This is a genomic window from Hyphomonas pacifica (assembly GCF_000682675.1).
Lineage (GTDB): Bacteria > Pseudomonadota > Alphaproteobacteria > Caulobacterales > Hyphomonadaceae > Hyphomonas > Hyphomonas pacifica.
Map to the genome: position 1 here is coordinate 14,973 of NZ_AWFA01000013.1, position 21,011 is coordinate 35,983.

At 58.9% G+C, this 21,011-nt stretch carries 17 protein-coding genes, 1 tRNA gene and 1 pseudogene; 14 read left to right on the top strand and 5 right to left on the bottom strand.

Annotated elements, in window-relative coordinates; translation table 11 throughout:
* Positions 1 to 20: 20 nt before the first annotated feature.
* From HY2_RS05930 to HY2_RS05965, 8 genes are all read left to right on the top strand, one after another.
* Positions 21 to 266, top strand: a complete 246-nt coding sequence (locus HY2_RS05930) for an exodeoxyribonuclease VII small subunit (RefSeq protein WP_034825680.1) — start codon at positions 21 to 23, stop codon at positions 264 to 266.
* Positions 267 to 279: 13 nt separating this feature from the next.
* Positions 280 to 1,176 (top strand): polyprenyl synthetase family protein, encoded by an 897-nt coding sequence (locus HY2_RS05935; protein WP_034825683.1) that lies wholly within the window; start codon positions 280 to 282, stop codon positions 1,174 to 1,176.
* Positions 1,177 to 1,217: 41 nt separating this feature from the next.
* Positions 1,218 to 3,140 (top strand): 1-deoxy-D-xylulose-5-phosphate synthase, encoded by a 1,923-nt coding sequence (gene dxs / locus HY2_RS05940; RefSeq protein WP_034825685.1) that lies wholly within the window; start codon positions 1,218 to 1,220, stop codon positions 3,138 to 3,140.
* Between the two features lie 57 nt (positions 3,141 to 3,197).
* Positions 3,198 to 3,812: a tetratricopeptide repeat protein gene (locus HY2_RS05945; RefSeq protein ID WP_146617172.1), complete on the top strand. Its 615-nt coding sequence runs from the start codon at positions 3,198 to 3,200 to the stop codon at positions 3,810 to 3,812.
* Positions 3,813 to 3,909: 97 nt separating this feature from the next.
* Positions 3,910 to 4,557: a hypothetical protein gene (locus HY2_RS05950; RefSeq protein ID WP_034825689.1), complete on the top strand. Its 648-nt coding sequence runs from the start codon at positions 3,910 to 3,912 to the stop codon at positions 4,555 to 4,557.
* A 192-nt stretch (positions 4,558 to 4,749) separates the two neighbouring features.
* Complete coding sequence (locus tag HY2_RS05955) at positions 4,750 to 6,498, top strand: class I adenylate-forming enzyme family protein (RefSeq protein ID WP_034825691.1); 1,749 nt, start codon at positions 4,750 to 4,752, stop codon at positions 6,496 to 6,498.
* A 6-nt stretch (positions 6,499 to 6,504) separates the two neighbouring features.
* Positions 6,505 to 7,515 carry an aldo/keto reductase gene (locus tag HY2_RS05960; protein ID WP_034825694.1) on the top strand — a complete coding sequence of 337 codons (1,011 nt, stop codon included), beginning with the start codon at positions 6,505 to 6,507 and terminating at the stop codon, positions 7,513 to 7,515.
* Positions 7,512 to 8,204 carry a DUF938 domain-containing protein gene (locus tag HY2_RS05965; protein ID WP_233346738.1) on the top strand — a complete coding sequence of 231 codons (693 nt, stop codon included), beginning with the start codon at positions 7,512 to 7,514 and terminating at the stop codon, positions 8,202 to 8,204. Before HY2_RS05960 ends, HY2_RS05965 begins: the two co-directional genes overlap by 4 nt.
* Here the strand turns inward: HY2_RS05965 and metG are convergent.
* On the bottom strand, positions 8,195 to 9,925 hold the full coding sequence (metG, locus tag HY2_RS05970; RefSeq protein ID WP_034825696.1) for a methionine--tRNA ligase: 1,731 nt from the start codon (positions 9,923 to 9,925) through the stop codon (positions 8,195 to 8,197). The genes HY2_RS05965 and metG overlap by 10 nt on opposite strands.
* Positions 9,926 to 10,148: 223 nt before the next feature.
* Complete coding sequence (locus tag HY2_RS05975) at positions 10,149 to 10,622, bottom strand: OmpA family protein (protein WP_112063298.1); 474 nt, start codon at positions 10,620 to 10,622, stop codon at positions 10,149 to 10,151.
* 303 nt (positions 10,623 to 10,925) lie between these two features.
* On the opposite strand from HY2_RS05975, the gene HY2_RS05980 reads away from it, so the two are divergent.
* The 4 genes and pseudogenes from HY2_RS05980 to HY2_RS17845 all read left to right on the top strand — a co-directional run.
* A tRNA-Thr gene (locus HY2_RS05980) sits at positions 10,926 to 11,001 on the top strand.
* 44 nt (positions 11,002 to 11,045) lie between these two features.
* Positions 11,046 to 12,038 carry a LysR family transcriptional regulator gene (locus HY2_RS05985; protein WP_034825699.1) on the top strand — a complete coding sequence of 331 codons (993 nt, stop codon included), beginning with the start codon at positions 11,046 to 11,048 and terminating at the stop codon, positions 12,036 to 12,038.
* 100 nt (positions 12,039 to 12,138) lie between these two features.
* Positions 12,139 to 12,348 (top strand): GNAT family protein, encoded by a 210-nt coding sequence (locus HY2_RS17585; protein ID WP_206740997.1) that lies wholly within the window; start codon positions 12,139 to 12,141, stop codon positions 12,346 to 12,348.
* An 18-nt stretch (positions 12,349 to 12,366) separates the two neighbouring features.
* Positions 12,367 to 12,606 (top strand): annotated as a pseudogene (locus tag HY2_RS17845) (GNAT family N-acetyltransferase); the annotation flags it as partial.
* Positions 12,607 to 12,703: 97 nt separating this feature from the next.
* Here HY2_RS17845 and HY2_RS16675 read toward each other — a convergent pair.
* The 3 genes from HY2_RS16675 to HY2_RS06005 form a co-directional block, all read right to left on the bottom strand.
* Positions 12,704 to 13,030 (bottom strand): helix-turn-helix domain-containing protein, encoded by a 327-nt coding sequence (locus HY2_RS16675; RefSeq protein ID WP_081814954.1) that lies wholly within the window; start codon positions 13,028 to 13,030, stop codon positions 12,704 to 12,706.
* Between the two features lie 312 nt (positions 13,031 to 13,342).
* Positions 13,343 to 17,458: a translocation/assembly module TamB domain-containing protein gene (locus HY2_RS06000; protein WP_034825700.1), complete on the bottom strand. Its 4,116-nt coding sequence runs from the start codon at positions 17,456 to 17,458 to the stop codon at positions 13,343 to 13,345.
* Positions 17,458 to 19,146 carry an autotransporter assembly complex protein TamA gene (locus tag HY2_RS06005; RefSeq protein WP_034825702.1) on the bottom strand — a complete coding sequence of 563 codons (1,689 nt, stop codon included), beginning with the start codon at positions 19,144 to 19,146 and terminating at the stop codon, positions 17,458 to 17,460. Before HY2_RS06005 ends, HY2_RS06000 begins: the two co-directional genes overlap by 1 nt.
* Before the next feature lie 371 nt (positions 19,147 to 19,517).
* Between HY2_RS06005 and HY2_RS06010 the strand changes: the two genes are divergently transcribed.
* Both HY2_RS06010 and queF read left to right on the top strand, forming a co-directional pair.
* Positions 19,518 to 20,549, top strand: coding sequence for a calcium/sodium antiporter (locus tag HY2_RS06010; RefSeq protein ID WP_034825703.1), 1,032 nt, complete (start codon positions 19,518 to 19,520; stop codon positions 20,547 to 20,549).
* Positions 20,542 to 21,009 carry a preQ(1) synthase gene (gene queF / locus HY2_RS06015; RefSeq protein WP_034825704.1) on the top strand — a complete coding sequence of 156 codons (468 nt, stop codon included), beginning with the start codon at positions 20,542 to 20,544 and terminating at the stop codon, positions 21,007 to 21,009. The genes HY2_RS06010 and queF overlap by 8 nt, the downstream gene beginning before the upstream one ends.
* Positions 21,010 to 21,011 lie beyond the last annotated feature (2 nt).

A 21,011-nucleotide genomic window follows, 5' to 3' on the forward strand; every position in this document is an offset into this window, starting at 1 on the left:
TGAGAAGCGAGACCTGAGGCATGGCTGACGCAAAAGAGAAACCCGTCGAAAAGCTGACATTCGAGGAAGCCCTGGCTGAACTCGAAGGCATTGTGCGCCAACTGGAAGCCGGTGAAGTCGAGCTGGAGAAGTCCATCGCGATCTATGAGCGGGGCGCAGCCCTGAAGGCGCATTGCGACGCCCGCCTGAAATCCGCAGAGCTGAAGGTGGAGCAGATCGTGCAGGGGGCCAACGGGCCAGCCACTGAAGCTGCCAGCTTCGACTAGAGAGGGGCCCCGCATGGCGGACGTTGTCGACTTTGAACAGCGCCTGAAAGAGGTTGCCGACAAGGTAACGGTCGCGCTGGACCAGCTGATCCCGCCTGCGAGTGGACCTGAAGCGGACCTGATGCGCGCAATGCGCCATGCCGCGCTGGCCAATGGCAAGCGGATGCGGCCTTTCTTCCTGCTGGAAACCGGCGCGATGTTCGAAGCGCCCGAGAAGAGCCTGCTGCGCGCGGCGGCGGCACTGGAATGCGTGCACTGTTACTCATTGGTGCATGATGATTTACCCTGCATGGATGATGATGATTTCCGGCGCGGCCAGCCGACCGTGCACAAGGCCTTTGATGAGGCGACGGCGGTGCTGGCCGGGGATGCCCTGCTGACACTGGCCTTCAAGATTCTCGCCTCTACCGAGACCCATGATGATGCCGGGATCCGCACCTTGCTGATTGAGCGTCTGGCCGATTCTTCCGGCGCGCGCGGCATGGTGGGCGGTCAGATGATCGACATGCTGGAGAGCGACAGCCCCCGTGATCTGAACACGATTACTCGTATGCAGCGCCTGAAGACAGGCGCGCTGATCTCTTATGCGACAGAGGCTGGCGCGATCATCGGCCGGGCGCGGGAGGCTGAGCGCAACGCACTGGCAGGCTTCTCCAATGATCTAGGGCTGGCCTATCAGATTGCCGATGATCTGCTGGATGCGACAGGCCATGAGGAAAAGGTCGGCAAGCCGTTGCGGACCGATGAAGAGGCCGGAAAAGCCAATTTTGTGACTATTCTGGGTGTGGACGGCGCGCGGCAGCGGGTGCGTATTCTTGCTGCACAAGCGAAGGAGCACCTCGCAATTTTCCGCGAAAAGGCCCATATACTGCTGCAATCGGTCGATTTTGTACTCGACAGAACACATTAATCAGGACGTCAGAAGACCGAAACAAAAGGTCCAGAGAAAATATGACCGAGACACGACCGAACCGCTTGCTGGATGCGATCAACTCGCCGGACGACTTGAAAGGTCGCTCGCGGGCGGAGCTCAAGCAGATTGCCGACGAAGTCCGCAATGAAGTGATTGACGTCGTGTCTGTAACCGGCGGGCACCTTGGCTCAGGCCTTGGCGTGGTCGAGCTGACCGTGGCCATCCACTCTGTGTTCGATGCCCCGGCGGACAAGCTGATCTTTGACGTTGGCCACCAGTGCTATCCGCACAAGATACTGACGGGCCGCAAGGACCAAATGCGTACGCTTCGCCAGCCCGGCGGTCTGTCCGGCTTCACCAAGCGCGCCGAAAGCGAATATGATCCGTTTGGCGCAGCACATGCCTCGACCTCGATTTCCGCCGGCCACGGCTTTGCCAAGGCGCGCGACCTGCAGAATGGCGACAATCATGTCATTGCGGTGATCGGCGACGGCTCCATGTCTGCGGGCATGGCTTATGAGGCGATGAATAATGCCGGGGCCGACAAGTCCCGCCTGATCGTGATCCTGAATGATAATGACATGTCGATTGCCCCGCCGGTTGGCGCGATGAGCAATCACCTGTCGAAGCTGGTCTCCTCACGGCCCTATCGCGGGCTGCGCAAGATTGCCAAGAAGATGGTTTCGCCGATGGGGCTGGAAAGCCCGGCGCGACGCGCGGAGGAATATCTGCGCGGCTTTGCCATGGGCGGCACCATGTTCGAGGAGCTGGGCTTTTACTATATCGGCCCGATTGACGGGCATGATCTGGATACGCTGATCCCGATCCTTGAGAATGTGAAGGCGATGCGGGAAGGCCCGATCCTGATTCACGTCGTCACGCAGAAGGGCAAGGGCTATGCCCCGGCCGAGAATTCCGCGGACAAGTATCACGGCGTCTCAAAATTCTCCGTGATTACGGGCGAGCAGTCCAAGCCCAAGCCCAAGGCGCTGGCCTATCAGAAAGTGTTCGGTCAGACGCTGGCCAAGCTGGCCGAGACGGATGACAAGATCTGCGCGATCACGGCGGCGATGCCGTCCGGCACATCAACCGATGTATTTGCCAGGAAATTCCCTGAGCGTCATTTCGATGTCGGCATTGCCGAACAGCATGCGGTGACGTTTGCGGCTGGTCTGGCCGCCGATGGGATGCGCCCTTTCGCGGCGATCTATTCCACCTTCCTGCAGCGCGGCTATGATCAGGTTGTCCATGATGTGGCGATTCAGAAGCTGCCGGTGCGCTTTGCGATCGACCGGGCGGGCCTGGTCGGTGCAGACGGCGCGACCCATGCGGGCAGTTTTGATATTGGCTATCTCGGCGCGCTGCCGGGCATGATCTGCATGGCGGCAGCTGATGAGGCCGATCTTGCGCGTATGGTGGTGACCGCTACCCAGATTGACGATGGGCCGTCCGCTTTCCGCTATCCGCGCGGCGAAGGCATCGGCATCGAGATTCCGGAAAACCCGCAGCCGCTGGAAATCGGCAAAGGACGCATCATGCGCGAAGGCACGACGGTTGCTATCCTGTCCTACGGCACACGCTTGGTGGAGGCCGGGAAGGCCGCTGACCTGCTGGCCGCGCAGGGCCTGTCCGCGACCGTGGCGGATGCGCGCTTTGCCAAGCCGCTGGACGCCGACCTGGTCGAGCGGTTGGCGCGTGAGCATGAAGTGCTGATCACGATTGAAGAAGGTGCCACAGGCGGCTTTGGCAGCTTTGTGCTGGAGCATCTGGCCAAGGCGGGTGCGCTGGACAAGGGCCTGAAGATCCGTCCGATGACTCTGCCGGACGTGTTCCAGGATCAGGATACGCCGTACATGATGTATGAGGCAGCAGGCCTCAACGCCCGTCACATTGCCGCTCGCGCCATCGAGGCCTTGGGCCGGGGCGACATCGCAGAGATCAACCGACTGGCCAGTGCCTGAGTTTCTGACTGAAAAGCAATTTGCCGCCGGGCGCGAACACGTCTTATGTGCCGCACCATGCGATATATTTCTCTTTCAACCGTTGCGGCAGCAGCCTTGCTGCTGGCCGCATGCGCCACAGCGCCGGAAGCGACGGATACGGGCCCTCCGCCGGAAACCGTCATTGCTCAGGCGATTGCGGAGACGAACCCCTATCAGGCCGAAGACTCCCTGACAGAATTGCTGGCCAGATCCAGCTTGACGAACGCTCAGCGCGCTGAAGCACTCTATCACCGTGGCAGCTTGCGCCGACAGGGCGCGGATGATCGCCGCGGTGCGGTGGAAGACTTTGAAGCCATGCTTGCACTTGCCCCGGAGCATCCGCTGGCGGCAAATGCCAAGGCAGAGCTGGAATACGCCCGCAAGGATGTTGCAGCGATAGAGGCTTCCATGAACCGCTTCCTGACATTGGCACAATGGTTTGATGGCACATGGGTGCTGGGCGACCATGAACTGGCGGTCGAGCGCTACAAGAAGTCTGGCTTGGCCCCGACGCCGGAGCAGGTGAAGACGTTGCGCGAGGCGGGGTATATCTGTCAGACGGGCGCGAGCGAGTCTCCGCTTGAGAAATTTGCCGGTGAGCGGGACGATCTTGATGGTATGGATTGGTGTGCTGAAGAGCTGACCAGCTGAAAAGTCACACAAAATCCACAATAAGGCCCTGTGCGCGCACAGCTTGTGTCTGTACGAACAGGGAAGATCACAGCCCAGTCCTGATGGAGACACCCTTATGATTCGTTCCGGCCTTGTCTTTGCCGCTTCAGCCCTCGTGCTGGCGGCCTGTTCTACTGCGCCCTCCACGACGGACAGCGCGGCGACCCCTGCGGTGACCCAGCCCGTTGATGAGTTTGCCCTTGCGATGCAGACGGTGAACCAACTGGTCGATGCAGGAAATACCCAGACGGCGATTGACCGGCTGACCCAGCTTGCCGGTGATCCGGACCTTAGCCAGGAAGAGCTGGCTGAAACCCTGCTGCGCCGGGGCGAGCTTCGCTTCAGCGAACAGGGCTATGACTTGATGGGCGCGATCAGCGACTTCGAAGAGATCATCAACGATCTGCCGCAGACCGAGGCTTATTCCGCAGCCGTTCCGATGCTGGATATTGCCCGCGGCAAGGCGACATCTCTGAACACGCTGCTGGTGCAGCCGGAAACCACCCGTCAGGAGAAGTTCAACATCCTCATGGAACTGGGCCAGCATCAGGAAGCGATCGACCTGATGATCCAGAGCAATTTGACACCGGACAATGACACGCTCGTGGCCATGTACCAGATCGGCTATCTCTGTGAGGGCGATGAGCTGACCGGCCGCGAATATGACGCGATCGAGCCGGACGGCACCGAACGAACCCTGCGATTCTGCGATTTCGGGAAATAAGGGCGCCGCGCCCTTATTCTTCCAGATTCTGCAAAATATGGCCCCTGAACTCCTCAGCCTGAGCGGTTCAGGGGCCATTGTGTCGCAGATATTGAGATTTAGCTGAAAATTCTCCGCTGATCACCGAGTTTTGTCTTCAATCCTCAGCCTTGGCGTGATTGTGTGTGTGAAACATATAATCAGAGGAAACCCATGCCCGCCGATACTCTGCCGAACTGGCCCGCCATGTCGATTGCCCAAGCCAATGAGATGCTGGCGGGGCCGGGCTCTCCGCTCGAGCTGGAAGATGCCGTCATCAATGGCGTCGAGATGAAGGTCTACAAGAACGCTCCGTCGACGATCCCGTCTGTCCTGGCGCTGGCTGAAGCCCAGTTCCCTGACCGGGACTATATCGTCTACGAGGATGAACGTGTCACCTTCAAGGCAATGGCAAAGGCCGTGCGCGCCCTGGCCGCCGTGATGCGCGATACCTATGGCGTCCAGAAGGGGGACCGGATCGCCGTTGTGATGCGCAACTATCCGCAATGGCCCGTCGCCTTCTATGCGGCGCTCAGCCTGGGGGCGATTGCTACGCCGATGAACTCCTGGTGGACGGGCGAAGAGCTGGAATATGGCCTATCCTTCGCTGAGGTGAGGCTAGCTGTGGTCGATCCGCAGATCTTTGAGCGCGTGCGCGGACATTGGGACACTCTGCCGAACCTGGAGCATATGATCATCGCCCGGGATTTCGATGAAGAGCACAATGATCCCAGGATCAGCTCTCTGGAAGACTATATCGGTGACGCCAATAGCTGGCAGGATTTGCCGGAAGGCAGCTGGCCGGAGATTGATCTTGGCCCGGAAGATAGTGCTACAATCATGTATACATCCGGTACGACAGGAAAACCGAAGGGGGCCCTTGCAACGCACCGCGCTGTTATATCGAATATGTTCAATTCCATGACATGTCAGGCTCGCATGTTCCTGCGCAAGGGAGAGGCCCCGCCACAGCCGGACCCGGCCGATCGGCGCGCCACCCTGCTGGCCATTCCTTTCTTCCATGCGACGGGCTCGTTCGCGATCTTGCTGCCGTCTGCCCTGCGCGGTGACAAGATCGTCTCCATGTACAAATGGGACGCGGACAAGGCGCTGCCGATCATCGAGAAGGAAAAGGTTTCCGCTGTGGGCGGCGTGCCGACCATTGCCTGGCAGATCCTGGAACATCCGGACCGGGACAAATACGATCTCTCCTCGATTCAGGCCATATCCTATGGTGGCGCGCCCTCTGCACCGGAACTGGTCTCCACAATCAAGAAACGCTTTCCGGAAGCTGCGCCCGGCAATGGCTGGGGCATGACGGAGACCTGCGCCACGGCAACGCTGAACATTGGCGAGGACTATGTGAACCGTCCTTCCAGTGCCGGCGCGCCGCCCAAGGCTGTTGTGCTGAAAATCTGTGATCCGGACGGCAATGAAGTGCCGAGCGGTGAAGTGGGCGAGCTGTGGTGCAAAGGCCCGATGAATTGCAAGAAGTACTGGAACCGTCCGGACGCGACGGCTGAGACCTTTCGCGATGGCTGGGTTGTGACCGGAGACCTTGCGCGCCTGGATGAAGAGGGATTCCTCTATCTGGTAGACCGCGCCAAGGACATGCTGATCCGGGGCGGCGAGAATGTCTACTGCATCGAGGTCGAGAACGCCCTTTATGAGCATCCGGCTATCATGGATGCTGCGGTCGTTGGCATTCCTCACAAGGTACTCGGTGAAGAAGTGGGTGCCGTCGTACAACTGAAGCCCGGTATGAGCGTTACAGAGGAAGAGCTACGTCACCATGCAGCGAAACATCTTGCTGCATTCAAGGTGCCGGTCGAAATTCACTTCATGGACGAGCCACTGCCGCGCAATGCAAACGGCAAGATCCTGAAGCCCGTTCTGCGGGAGCAGTTCAAACCCAGAGGATAAGTCCACATGGTATCCAAGCGACGCATCGGAGACAGCCATGTCTATCCGGTAGGTCTCGGCTGCATGAACATCACGCATGCCTATGGTCCGCCCCTGCCGGAAGATGAGGCTAAAGCCCTGCTCTTGCGGGCGGTGGACATGGGCTATGACTTTCTGGACACGGCCACGCTGTACGGCTTTGGCCGCAGTGAGGAGCTGATCGGCGAGGCCCTCAAAGATCGGCGCAATGAGTATTTCCTGGCCAGCAAGTGCGTGCTGGGCTTCAAGGATGGTCAGCGCACGCTGGACGCCCGGCCGGAGGTGATCAAGGCGGCCTGCGAGGCCAGCCTGAAACGTCTGCAAACGGACGTGATTGACCTCTACTACATGCACAGACCAGACCCGAATGTGCCAATCGAGGACTCGGTTGGCGCGTTGTCAGAGCTGGTTCAGGAAGGCAAGATCCGCATGATCGGCCTGTCTGAAATGGGAGATGCGCATCTGCGCAGGGCCCATGCGGTGCACCCGATTGCGGCGATGCAAAGCGAATATTCCCTGTGGGTGCGCAATCCGGAAATAGCCATCAAGGCGGCGTGTGAGGAACTGGGCGTGGCACTGGTGGCGTTCTCTCCCGTCGGACGTGGCTTTCTGGCGGACCCGCCTGTGGATCCGGCGAAATTCCATGAGAGCGATCTGCGCGGCACGATCTTCCCGCGCTTTTTTCCGGAGAACTATCCCGGCAATCTGCCGCTGCTGGAAGAGGCCCGCGCCTGCGCAGGCGATATGGGATGCAGCGTGGCACAGCTCGCGCTCGCCTGGACGCTGGCCAAGGGCGGGAATGTCATCCCGATCCCCGGCACGACCAGCCTTAAGCACCTCGAAGAGAACTGGAAAGCGGGCGGCATTCAGCTGTCGGACGAAATGGTAGCACGTCTGGATGCCCACTTCCTACCTGAGAAGGCCGTCGGCCCCCGCTACAATCAGGTCGGCCAGTCTGTGGTTAGCACGGAAATGTACGCGTTCGAGACCTCGCAGTGAGCGACGATTCCGACAAGACCTTTCAAAAGACCAACGACGGCAAGCCGGTCGCTATGGAAGCGCGCGATCAAGCGGAGGATGGCCGGCGCTATTCGCCTTCGGTTGCGCGCAATCGTGAACCGATCCTTGAGGTTTTCCGCGAGCATGTTGGCGAGACAGGGCAGGTTCTGGAGATTGCCTCCGGCACTGGCGAACACGGCGCCTTCCTGACGAAAGCTCTGCCGCAGCTGAACTGGACCTATTCGGACATTGATGCGGTAAGCCGTGAGAGTCAGGCTGCGTGGCGGCGGGCCGCTTTGCATGAGCGGCTGCATGGTCCCTACACCGTCGATGCCTCGGCCCATTCATGGGGCCCGGTTGAGTATCCGGGCCATTGGGATGTGATCGTGTCGATGAACATGATCCACATTGCGCCTTTTGAGGTTGCGCTGGGGCTGATCGGCGGGGCGGGACGCCTGCTGAAACCCAAGGGTAAACTATTCCTCTACGGACCGTTCGCGCGTCATGGAGAGATTGCGCCGTCCAATGCGGAATTCAGCGCCAATCTGAAATCGCGTGATCCGCGCTGGGGCGTGCGGGATCTGGATCAGCAGATCGTTCCGCTGGCGGAAGAAGTAGGGCTGAGACTGCAGCAGGTCATCGAAATGCCGGCCAACAATCTCAGCGTGGTGTTGCAGCGTCAGGCCTGATCGCCGCCGCCGAACTGTTCGGCCCATTCTTCGACCTGGGAATCCTCTATCTTCTGGAACAGGACGTCCGGCGGGCTGATCTCGTGGCCATGCGGCAGGGCGTCCAGCAGGGCCTCGATATCACCGAACTGGAAGCTGCGCTTGTCTTCTGGAATGCCGAGGGCATCGAGAATCTTCTTGCCTGCGTCCGGGATGATCGGTTGCGCGATGATGCCGAACAGGGCCGCAAGGTTCAGGCCGGTGCGCACGCCAATCGCGGCGGCGTCGACATCGGTCTTGTACTTCACCCAGGGCTCGGCCTTGGTGAGGTATTCGTTTCCGGCGGCCCAGATGGCGCGCGTCTCTGCGGCGGCCTTGCGGAACTCCATGGCCTCATAATGCTCGATCAGGCGCGGCAGGCGCTCTTTCAGCTCCGCGACCATCCAGGCCTCAGCATCGCCCGACGTGCCGGCATCCGGAACCTTGCCGTCGAATTTTGACGCCGTGTATTTGGTGATCCGGTTCACGAAATTGCCGAGCACATTGGCAAGGTCTGAGTTCACTGCGCTCTGGAAGCCTTCCCAGGTGAAGGCCGCGTCAGAGCCTTCCGGCGCATTCGCGATCAGATACCAGCGCCAGTAATCCGCCGGCAGCAGCGACAGAGCCTGGTCCATGAAGACGCCGCGCTTGTTGGAAGTGGAGAACTTGCCGCCATACCAGGTGACCCAGTTGAAGGCCTTCAGCTTGTCGACTGTTTTCCATGGCTCGCCAGAGCCGAGCAGGGTGACGGGGAAGCTGACCGTGTGGAAGGCGACATTGTCCTTGCCCATGAACTGGACGTATTCGGTCTCGTCCGCGCCCTTGTCGGTGCGCCAAAGCGCTTCCCAGTCGCCGCCCGTTGCCTCGGCCCATTCCTGCGTCGCAGAGATGTAGCCGATCGGCGCGTCGAACCAGACATAGAAGACTTTCTCTTCAAAGCCGGGGCGGGGATTACCGTCTGCATCCGTCACGTCGATGCCCCAGCTGAGGTCGCGCGTGATGGAGCGGGCGATCAGGCCCTCATCCAGCCATTTATTGGCGATGGAGACCGCCAGGTTCGGCCAGTTCTTACCCTTGCTGTTGACCCATTCGCGGATGCGGTCCTGCATCTGGGTTTGCAGCAGGTAGAGATGGTTGGTCTCGCGGATCTCGATATTCTTGCTGCCGGAAACAGAAGAGTACGGGTCGATCAGATCGACCGGGTCCAGCAGGCGTCCGCAATTGTCGCACTGGTCGCCGCGCGCCTTTTCAAAGCCGCAGGTTGGGCAGGTGCCCTCGACATACCGGTCCGGCAGGAAGCGGCCATCATCAATGGAGTAGACCTGTTTGGAGGTACGCTCCTCGATCAGGCCATTGGCTTCCAGGGCCTGCGCGAAATGCTGCGTGGCTTTGCGGTTGGCCGGGCGGGATGTGCGCCCGAACCAGTCGAAGGACAGGTTAAAGCCCTCTCCGGCCTTACGCTGGATTTCATACTGCTCATCACAATATTCCTGGACGCTGATGCCGGCAGCCTGCGCGGCGAGTTCGGCGGGTGTGCCATGCTCGTCCGTGGCGCAGATATAGGTCACCTCATGGCCCATAAGGCGCATCATACGGGAGTAGACATCCGCAGGCAGCATGGAGCCTGCGAGATTGCCGAGATGCTTGACGCCGTTGATGTAGGGCAGGGCAGAGGTGACGAGAATGCGCCGGGCTTTTGTCATGGAGATGAGGTCTTTCCAAATAGCTTTAACGGCAGGGTAAATCACACATCCCTGCTATTGTGCACCTTTTAGCGGCGCGCGCCGGAAAAGAAAGAATTGTGGCACGGGAAATAACATGCGGACATAAAGAAGCCCCCGAACGGGCTGCAGGCCATTCGGGGGCATAGGGTGGTTTCGGGACGCGGTGACAACCCGAAACCGCTGGGAGGAAACTGGGAAAGCGTTACAGGCCGTAGCCGGTTTTAGCCTTGACCGTCAGGTCCACACGGCGCGCCATCGGCATGGCCATTGTGTCAGACAGGCGTGTTTCGGAGACCGGCACGAAATCTGTGCGGATGTCCTGCGGGCGGATGCCGCGTGCGGTGAGGGCGTCCAGAACCACGGCGGCGCGGTCCTCAGACAGGCGGGCCGTTGGGCCGGTACTATCGGCATCTGCGGAAACGATGGTCGCCTGGATATCAGAAATGGTGCAGCCCGCCAGCTGGTCGCCCGCAGTATTCAACGCGCGCATGGAATAGGAAGACAGCGAAGCATCCTTATTGGAGAAGTAGACGGTGATCTGCATGTCCTCACAATTCTTTTCATAAGGGACTTTCACCGGTTCCATCGGCGGCGCCTTGGGGGCGTCCGACATTGCGGGAAAGGCCAGTGCAATCGCGCCGATGCTCAGACCGGCTATAAACTGTGCGCGTTTCATCATCTTCTTCCTTCAGGCTCTATGTGCCTCTTGGGACACCCATCATCGCCACCTTGTTTGTGGTCTTGAGGGTGTAGGTACGCGCGCTTTGGGGCGGAAATGTGCGGGGGATGAGGCGAATGGGGCAGTCATGGGGAAATAGAAAGGAATCTGCGTGCACGGGGCTGAGACCTGTTTCGCTGGGGTGAAAGCTGCGTTTTCTGCGGGATGACCTGCCGGAACAGGCAATTACGGGTCATTTCGACTGGAATGTGCGCTTGCGCGCCGCGCCCGATCACAGTAGTGACACGGTTTCCAGCAATGGCCGGCTTAGCTCAGCTGGTAGAGCATCTGATTTGTAATCAGAGGGTCGGGGGTTCGAGTCCCTCAGCCGGCACCATCTTACCCGTACAGCAGTGCGGCGGCTGTAGCGCAGGATCCGAAATGGCAAAAGATCGTATAGATTGGGACAAGCTGCGCGTCTTTGTCGTCGTTGCCGAGCTGGGGAGCATGACGGCTGCTGCTGCCCGCCTGAAGGAGTCCACCCCCACTGTCAGCCGCAAGATTGACGAGTTGGAGAAGAGCCTGGACAGCCAGCTGTTCCAGCGGTCAACGCGGGGTATGGAGCTGACCGAAGCAGGCAAGACCACGCTGCGCTACGCCCGCCAGATGGAAGAAGCGGCCAGCCATGTGCTCAGCAAGGCGTCGGGTCATCAGGACAAGATACAGGGCCGCGTCACAATTGGCAGCGGAGATGGCATTGGCCCGCTCTGGATCGGTCGGCAACTGCGCGAATTCAGAGACAAGCATCCGCGCATACAGGTGCGCATGCGCGTGCAGGATCACAATCTGGATCTTTTGAATGATGAGGCGGATGTCGTGATCCGCTTCACGGAACCGCGGGAGCCGGAAATTATCTCGCATAAGCTTGGTACGGCGCACTACATGGCTTTTGCTGCGCAATCATATCTGGATATGCAGGAAAGCCTGCCGTCGAGCATCTTTGAGTATCACCATCATCGCTGTATCCTGCATGAGGCCTATGCCCATCAGATTGAGCGGTGGGCCCCTAAGGCAGTTGAGCTGACCAAGATGATCGACTTTGCGGTCATCACCAATTCCGCCACGGCAATGATTGAGCTGTGCCGTCAGGGCGGCGGGATCGCCATGCTGCCGAGCTATATTGCCGAGATCTATCCGGACCTCGTTCCGCTGGATATTTCCGAAGTGGCACCGATCCAGTTCTGGATTTCCTACACCGAGGATGCACGTAGAAATCCTGCGGCTGTGGCGGCGATTGAATGGATTCGGGGGCTGTTTGACTACAGGGTAACACCGTGGTTCCGCGATGGCTTCATTCACCCCAAGGAAGTGATGCCATCTCGTGAGGGGCAGCAAGTCGGAGATCTCCAAGAGGATATCTCTAGGATAGCCTAGGGAACAGATCAGAGATCGGCGATCTCGCAAGCCTGTGTATGGTCAGCTTCCTCTCTCCAATGACCTTTCAAGCCGCTTCGATTGGTTGTGGGGGCAAGTGATGCTGATCCGCAATTTTGAACCGGGCGACGCCCCAGCGCTTGCGGCGCTGTTTCATGCATCTGTGCACGAGGCCGGCACGCGAGACTATTCTTCCGAACAGGTGGCAGCCTGGAGTGCTTCAGAGCCCTATGCAGCCAGATACTTGAGGCAGGCTGAAGGCAGGACATTTCTGGTAGCTGTTGATGATAGTGGTATTATTGTCGGCTAGGGCGACCTAGAAGAGAACGGTGATATTGACCATCTCTACTGCCGACCAGATTTGGTTGGCACCGGGGTAGGGTCAGCCATTTATGCCGCTTTAGAAGCAGTAGCCAGGAAAACGGGTATCGCCGTTCTGTTTGTCGAAGCGAGCGAGGGAGCGCGTCTACTTTTTGAACGACGCGGCTTCAATTTTGAGGGGCGAAACGACTTGATGATAGATGGTGTAGCTATCCACAACTACCGTATGTCCAAGTCGATTGCGTAGAATTTTCGTGCTTATATAGCGAGAAAGGGCAGGCGGTATCTGACAGGCCTCCAACATCAGTGGAGGCCTGTTGGATAAGTATGTTGCCGCTAGGCCGCTAGTCGGCGGACATGACCTTCAGAACCTTGGCCATCATGCCGAGGCGTTCCGTCGATCCTGTGCGATCAATCCAGGAATGACATTCCGCCCGGGCCCTGGCAGACGGGTCTGCTGTCTTGTTTTGCGCCTGGTTTTCGTCTTCGAACAGGCTGGCGATCGGCACGCGAAGCACGTCTGCCACATTGGACAGCATGCCAGCAGAAAGGCGGTTCGTGCCTGTTTCGTATTTCTGCAATTGCTGGTGACTGATGCCGAGCTCGTTGCCGAGTTCGGCGAGCGTCATGTTGCGATCCAGTCTAAGGCGCCGGATCTTTTCTCCTACCATCTGGTCGATAGCGGTAGGGGCTCGGGAAGTAGATTGTCTTACAATTTTGGGCACGTCATAACTCCATCAGAAGTTATGTCTTTTCTCGCTCCGGATGTTATAGCAACCGATCAGGTACTAAAAAACATGGAACGGTACATAACATTATGAAACGGATATGGACTCCGGCGTTACCGTAATTTACGTTATCCTATGTCAATTCAGCTGACAGACGATGTAACCGTTTGTATTTTTGAGTGTTTTGTATTTTAGAAAGAAAATAGACACTAAAATAGCCAGTATGTTGGAAAATCGGCCTACGGTTGAAGTGCCTTAGTAGTCCTTCTTCCACTTTACCGAGACCTTTGCCTCGCCATTAGTGGTTGTCTCAGATGTCACTGATATTTGTGGTCTCGGCTCCCATTCGACCTCTACGGAGCTGCCTGAAGCACCTGCTGAGTTCAGTTCGAGGTACACATCATCAGCCAGATACTGGCCCACGCCCACTTCTGCGGCACCTGAATCGTTCGTTCCAAAAGACAATCTGTCGATCCCGAGCGCAGATTGTAGCTCGGCAGTGGGGTCAAAACCGGTCCCCTTGCCGCTGAGACGTGCGATGGAGTTGGCCAGCTGTGCGGCTTCCAGGGCAGACAGGTCAACCGAAGAGCGGCCGAAGAGGAGCCGGGAGAGTATTTCGTCCTGTGGCAGTTCCGGGGTACTGCTCAGCTCGAATTTCGGATTGGTGGGCGATCCTGTGAGCGCCACGCTGGCTGTGAAGCCATTCACAGTGCGGTCAGCCTGTACATCAAGGCGCGCGCGGGTGATTGGACCGTTAAAGGTGACGCCACCCTTGTCAAATACGAAGGGGCGACCGGCCAGGTCCAGCGTGCCTCGGCGCAGTGTCGCCTCTCCATTGAGGCGCGGTGAGGCTGGTGTGCCGGTAAGCTTCAGGTCCAGTCCCCATTCGCTTTCCAGGCCACGCCCCCAGAGGAAGACGCGACGCCCGGCATCAATCTGCAAGTTCAAAGACAACGACTGTCTCAGCTTGCTTTCGCCCTCAGGCTTGGAGGCGTCTTCGACCCAGCGCACATTGATTGCCTGCGGTCGCGAAGAGGGCAAATTGTCCAGAGAGAAACGGGCATTCTGGATGTTGATCCGGCCTTCCACATCGCGGGAAGTTTCATCACCGGTCAGGCTGATCTCGCCACCTGCACGCAGCGTGTCGCCGTCGCGATTATATAGTAGCAGATTGGTGAAGGAGACGCCGAGGTCATTCTTGTTGCGAGAGAGCGTGCCTGAGAATTTGGTTGAGCCGCCATCGGCGCCGTTTGCCTTGCCGTCAATAGCCAGTTGAAGGTCCTTGTAGGCGGCATCCAGCGACAGATCCGTCAGGCGCATGCCTGTCGTGCCGAATTCGTAGATGCCCTTGCGAATGTCTGCTGTCGCTTCAAAGACCGGCTTTTTCAAAGTGCCTGTCAGGGTCGCTTTGGCATCAATCTGTCCGCCGATGTCGTGCCCATACGCCAGTGCCACCGAGCGCAGCGCTGCAAGGTCTCCGGTCACGACGGTTTGCCCCTTCACGGGCTCGGTCAGGGAGGGGCGGGCGATATCACCTGGCCGTGCATTGATCGGGATGGTCAGATCGCTGACGAGTTTAAGCTCCCCGCCATATGAGCTGACTTCATTCAGCACCAGCTTGCCGTTTCCGAGACGCCCGGTGATGTCCAGCGCGAAGGTTTCCTCAACGCCCGGGAGAGGGCCATTGGCGGCAATGACAAACTGGCCGCGAGGATTCTCTCCAAAGGGATAAAGGTCTCCGCCGCCGCTGAGCACGGCGTCCGGCGCCGACAGCCCCATGGCCGCCAGCACGGGTTCCAGGCTCAGCTTGTTGATCTTGAAGGTCAGGCGGGAGTCGTCTTTTTCCTCTTCGACATCAGCCTCGATCAGTCCGCCAAGAACCAGAAGGTTCAGGTCAACCGCTGGCGCATCCCCGAGCCGCCAGGTGATCGGGCTTTGGGATTTGATAGGCTCGCCCAACAGTGTGCCATCCATCTCCAGCTGGCCATTGGGATAGTCGCCGTCAAAACTGGCAGAGCCCAGCACGTTCAGCTGGGTCGGCCGCTTGTCATGCGCGCGCTGCACTTCGATGGAAAAATTATAGCCTTCCGGCGCATTGCGGGCCTGTCCGCTGATCGTGTCAAAGCGCAGGCCCTGTGAGAGCCAAATATCATTGATTGTGCCTGAGGCAGATACCGCGAGCGTATCTTCCTTTTCGCGGCGCAGACTGATGTCCAGATTGAACGCCCCGATGTGGCGATCGCCGAAACTCAGCCTCTCTCCGCTTGCAACGAAATCTGCATTCAGGCCGCTGTCATTGCCATAGATCAGACCGCCGGATAGGTTGACTGTATCATATGTACCCTGAGTATCTTGCAGTGAGAAGACGCCATCCGCCCAGGACAGCTGGCTGGTAATATCGATGGCATTACCGCCCTTCATGCCTTTCAGCGTGATCGGGCCGGTCCATCCCGCCGGTGTATTGTCCAGTCTTAGGCTGGTTTCAAGATCAGTCAGGTCAACACCATTGCGACTTAGTATGCCGCCCTGTGAGGTGAGACTGATCGTGTCGACACCGCCTTGCCCGATGATCTGCACCTTGCCTTCAGACAGGTTGATTTCAGTGCCAGACAGGATCGTTGTGTCGGTCTGGGTGAAGCCAGCATTGAGGGTTATCTTCCCCTTCGGTCCATAGGTGCCCGTGCCGTTCAGTACCAGAACGCCGCCTTCGATGGCGATGTGCTGCAGCTGGTAGGTCTCGCCCGCCTTCACCACATTGGCGCGAAGGCGCGGCGTATCACTGACCAGCTGTGCCACTGTGCGATTGAAGGCCTCAACGCCTTTCAGGTTCACATCCGCATTAATTTGAGGCGCAGAGAATGTACCGGTGATACCGACCTTGCCGGATGCTGCCAGCTCAGGGGTTGAGGCCAGCAAGCCGGAGACCTGATTCAGCTGGGTCTCCAGATTGAGGGCTTTCTGGCGTGTGTCGATGGTGCCATTGGCGGCAAGGCTGCCGCGCGCCAGCTGCGCCGTGGAGGGCGAGAGGGTCAGCACACCTGTGGTGCGGTCATAGCTGCCGGAGACGTCCAGATTCGGGGCCTTGCCAATCAGGCGGCTGGCCGTCTTGCTGTTTTTCAGAATGCCGGTTCCGGTCAGGGCTGCGGTGAGGTTCACGGCCTCGCCCTTGCTGAAAACCTGTAGCGGGCCCTCCAGCGTGTCGAAGGGCAGGGAGCTGCCGGCATTGGCGGTCAGCACGGCTGTACCATTTGCGGAAAGGCTTTCGCCAGGTTCTGAGATCTGGCCCTCGAACGCGACTCCCGCTTCGAAATTGGCGAGATCTTTCAGGCCGAAGAATTCCAGATCTACATCCAGCGGGCCATCAAACCGGCTGCGCTTTCCATCTTTGTAAATGCCCGCGAGCTTCAGATGACCGGTGGTGAAATCGCTGGTCAGGGTGAACGGTGTGCGCTTCTCCTGAATGTCTGCGTCCAGCTTCAACACCGCAGCGGTGCCGACCAGATCCTTGATCGTGTCGGACACGGGCAGGTGACTTGCATCCAGATTGGCGCTGGCCAGAAGATTGCCGGAGGTGATCTTTGCTGTGATTTCAGCGGTCTTGTCTCCGGCGATCTTTAGCACGGCAAAGCCGTCGCCTTCATCCATTGTGCCGCTGGCGCTGGCTTTCAGATTTGCGCTCTCACCCTGGGCCAGACCGACAAGCGTGGCGATGGTGCCGCCAGATGGCGCGTCGATGTCTGCTTCGATATTGAAGGCACCGCTCGCGCGGCGTTGCAGATTGGCCGTTATCTTGTCTCCTGCGCCTTCCAGCGGCAGGGCATCCAGCGAAGCCGTCAGGGTACGGTCTTGCGGAAACTTGAGGTGTCCCTCTATGTGGAAGGCGGCCTTGGGCCCGGCAACGCCTTCTTCCAGCCTCAGCTCTCCGATCCGCAAATCTGCCAGTGAGACCGACCAGTTTCCGGATGAGGATGAACTGGGTGTCTCTGGTGTGAGAACCGGTTTGCGGATGACATGAATTTTCTCCGCGCTGACCAGGTTCAAATCCAGCTTGCGAGAGATCAACGCCATGGGAGACCAGGCGAGTTGCAGATCGCTGGCTTCCAGCCAGACGCCCTGTTCGTCCGTCAGGGTCAGGCGCGCAACCTTCATGTCTTTCAGTGGATCGCCCGACAGGCCCTCAATCTCGATCGTACCGACCCGGCCCACCTTGCGACCATCAATCTGCGCCTCGACGAAATTGCGACCGCCGTCGGTTTTCGTCCAGATGCGCGCGCCGCCAATCAGCAGCGCCAGCACAAGTAGGATGCCAACTACCAACGCCAGCCAGATATGCTTGCGCAAGAAAGAGAGGAAGGGGCGTGCGCCTGGCATCAGAAGGCCTGCCCGATAGAGATGTAAAGCTGCACCGGCTCGTCACCGTCGCGCGGGTTCAGCGGTGTGGCAATGTCCAGGCGGACTGGGCCGAAGCCTGGATAAAATCGTACACCCAGGCCAAAGGCAGAGCGCATGTTTTCCGCTGCGGCGGAAAGGTCTGACTCGGCCGCGCCAGCATCAATGAAGGCGACATAACCCCAGCGCTCGGATTTGCGCCAGCGCAGCTCCCCGGAGACATTCAGCATCGCGTCACCGCCAATCGGTTCGCCCAGCGGGTCCTTCGGCGAAAGGGACTGGTATTCATAACCGCGCACCGTGCCACCGCCGCCGGAATAGAATTTCCGGTCCACTGGCACGCTGTCATCGCCCAGGAAACTACCAGCCTCCAGACGCAGCGCACCGACGAGGCGCTCGGCGACCTTCGTGTAGGTCGAAACAGAGCCCTGAATACGGGTATAGGAAGCGACGACGCCTGTCCCGAAGGAAAAGCCCGGCTCAACGCCCAGATAGGCGCGGTTGCCGGTTTGCGGGTCCAGCGGATCCTTGACCGTGTCATAGGTCGCGCCCAGCGGAAAAGACAGCGTCACCTGATCCTGCAGACTGTTGATACCTTGCGCGCGTAATTCGTAATCAGTTGACCGTGTGGCGTCGACAGCCGCGCCAGCCGACAGGGTGAAATTCTTGTTGAGGGGCTGGGACAAATTGGCGGCAACTTTTATGCCCTTCAGATCATAGGCGTCTGTTTCCTCATCGCGCACGCCGGCCTCTGCCGTAAGAGTGCGGCCATAGCGCCCGATGTTCGGGCGCTTGTAGGTGGCCTTCAGGTGCCGGGCGAGTGTCGCATACTGTGCCTCGACCGAAACCGTATCGGCCATGCCCATCAGGTTGCGGCGTTCCCAACTGGCATTCGCGCCTGCGCCGTCTGTGGTGGAATAGCTGACACCTGCGCCAATCGTGCGGCGTTTGCCTTCGGATAATTGCAGGTCTACCGTGTGGGTGCCGTTTGCATCCGGTCGCTCATGTATGTCCACACCGATGCCATCGAACAGGCCCGTACTGCGAACACGCGTGCGCAGGGTTTCCATTTTCTCGGGTGAGTAGAGGTCTCCCTCGTCCCAGTTTTGCAGTACACGGATAGCCTTGTCCTTGGTGCGCAGCCCCTCCGGAATGGTCATCTCGCCCAGGCGGACCAGCTCTCCGGGTTTCAGGGAGTAGGTCAGCTCGACAGTCTTTTCCGCGCGAGAAGCGAGGGCGTCGATGCCATCACTTTCTGCGAAGGCATAGCCAGAGCTTTTCAGCTGCCTCAGCAACAGGGTTTCCAGCGCTTCAATATTGGGCGTGCGTGCCCACGCGCCGGGCCTCAGCGTATCAAGGTCTGCGCGGATACGCTCCTGAGCCTGCGGGGTCAGATCATCCGTGCCGGTGACGTCAATTGAGGCGATTCGGAAGCGCTCTCCCAGGCTGACATCCAGACGCGGACGTGTGTCTGTGGATTCTACCAGTTCCGGAGACACTATGGCGGCGAAATAGCCTTCCGATGCTAGATATTCCTGCAGCGTATTGGCGGCCTGTGTAGCCCGGCGGCGCGCTTCCAGAACGCTGCCAGCCTTTTCGCCGCGTATCTGCAGCGCGCTTTCTGCGCCGCGTTCCAGGTTTTCCGGCAGGCCATCTACGGTAACAGGCATATAGGTCCCGTCAGCGCCTTCTCCGTTAGCGGAATCTCCCCGAAATGTAGCGCAGGCGGATGTGGCTGTGAGCAGCAGGCAGCACAAGGCGGTCCTGTTCCAGGACAGCTGCCGAGTGGATGCAGGGCGTTCTGCCCAGTTTACCATAGTGTCGCCCATCATGCTGTGTTTAGGGTGATTTGTGCCTGATTAAGCTGAGTACAGGGTGAACGATATTGAGAAAATTTGTCTCATCTGCGCCATGCGCTGTATTTTTCACGGAAACTACGCCTCATCCCAAGATTATCCAGGCTTAAGCGCAAGTCGGCCTGATTGCACAGTTTCGTGGACTCCCCATATCATAAGGCTAACTCTTTCCTGCGAGGAAATGCATGACATATCTTATGGTACTTGGCGGCCTTGTGCTCCTGTTTCTCGGAGGAGAAGGCTTGGTCAGGGGCTCTGTCAGTGTCGCTCGCAAGCTCAACATTTCGGAACTGGTGATTGGCCTTACTTTGGTCGGCTTCGGAACATCCGTGCCGGAACTGGTAACCAGTTTGCGCGCCATTAATTCAGGCGCGGTTGGTATTGCAGTCGGGAACGTTATTGGGTCGAATATTGCGAACATCCTGCTCGTGCTGGGTGTCGCGGCCGTGATCCATCCTATTGTCACCAATCCCCGCGCCTTGATGCGCGATACAGGGGTGATGATCTTGGTCACTATGCTGCTTTGCTTCATGATCTGGTTTGACCTGTTTACGCGCGGCGCAGGCATCGCACTCACCGTCTGCCTGATCGGCTACATCATCTTCTCGCTGGTCGCAGACCAGAAACAGCCGGATGACGTGGCCCACATGCATGCCGAAGAGGGCGAAACGGTTGAGGCCAATTATGGCGTCGGCATAGGTATCCTGATCGCGATTGCGGGCTTGGCAGGCGTTGTCTATGGCGCGAAGCTGCTGGTGGATGGCTCAGTTTCCATCGCGCGCGATTTTGGCATCAGCGAGACCGTGATCGGGCTGACCATTGTCGCCATCGGCACCAGCCTGCCAGAACTCGCAACCTCAGCCATCGCGGCGTTCCGCGGCAAGGCCGATGTCGCGCTCGGCAACATCATTGGTTCGAACATTTTCAACATACTGGGCATTCTGGGCGTCACCGCCCTGGTGCATCCGTTCAGCGTCCGCCAGCCTGTGTCCGGCGATGTTGCGGCCGGGGCCATGGTGCAGGGAGAAACGGTCAGCCTGATCAGCGTTGGCGATATTTCCGCACTGATCCTGTCTGTTGCGCTGATGGTGCTTTTTGCCATCACGGCCCGGCGCATTGGGCGCTGGGAAGGGGGCATTCTCCTTTTGGGATATGCGCTCTATATGGGCCTGACATTCAACCTTATTCCAGTACCGGCACTGATCTCTCATGGCTGACAATCCGATCTATCAGAACCTTGGCCAACTCGGCCAGCACACCGCACAACCGCAAAGCCCGGAAGAGGCAGAGCTGGAGCGGGTCTCCAACCCGCATGCGGGAGAGCTCTATCTCACGCGCTTTGTTGCGCCGGAGTTCACTTCGCTGTGCCCCGTCACTGGCCAGCCGGATTTCGCCCATCTCGTGATTGACTATGCGCCGGGCGACTGGCTGGTGGAATCGAAAAGCCTGAAGCTATACCTCACCAGCTTCCGCAATCATGGCGCGTTCCATGAGGAATGCACCGTCTCCATTGGCAAGAAGATTTTTGAATTCACCGAGGCAAAATGGCTGCGCATCAGCGGCTATTGGTATCCGCGCGGGGGTATCCCGATCGACGTCTTCTGGCAGTCCGGCGAGGTGCCGAAAGGGCTTTATGTGCCCGACACCGGCGTCGCCTCCTATCGCGGGCGCGGCTAAGG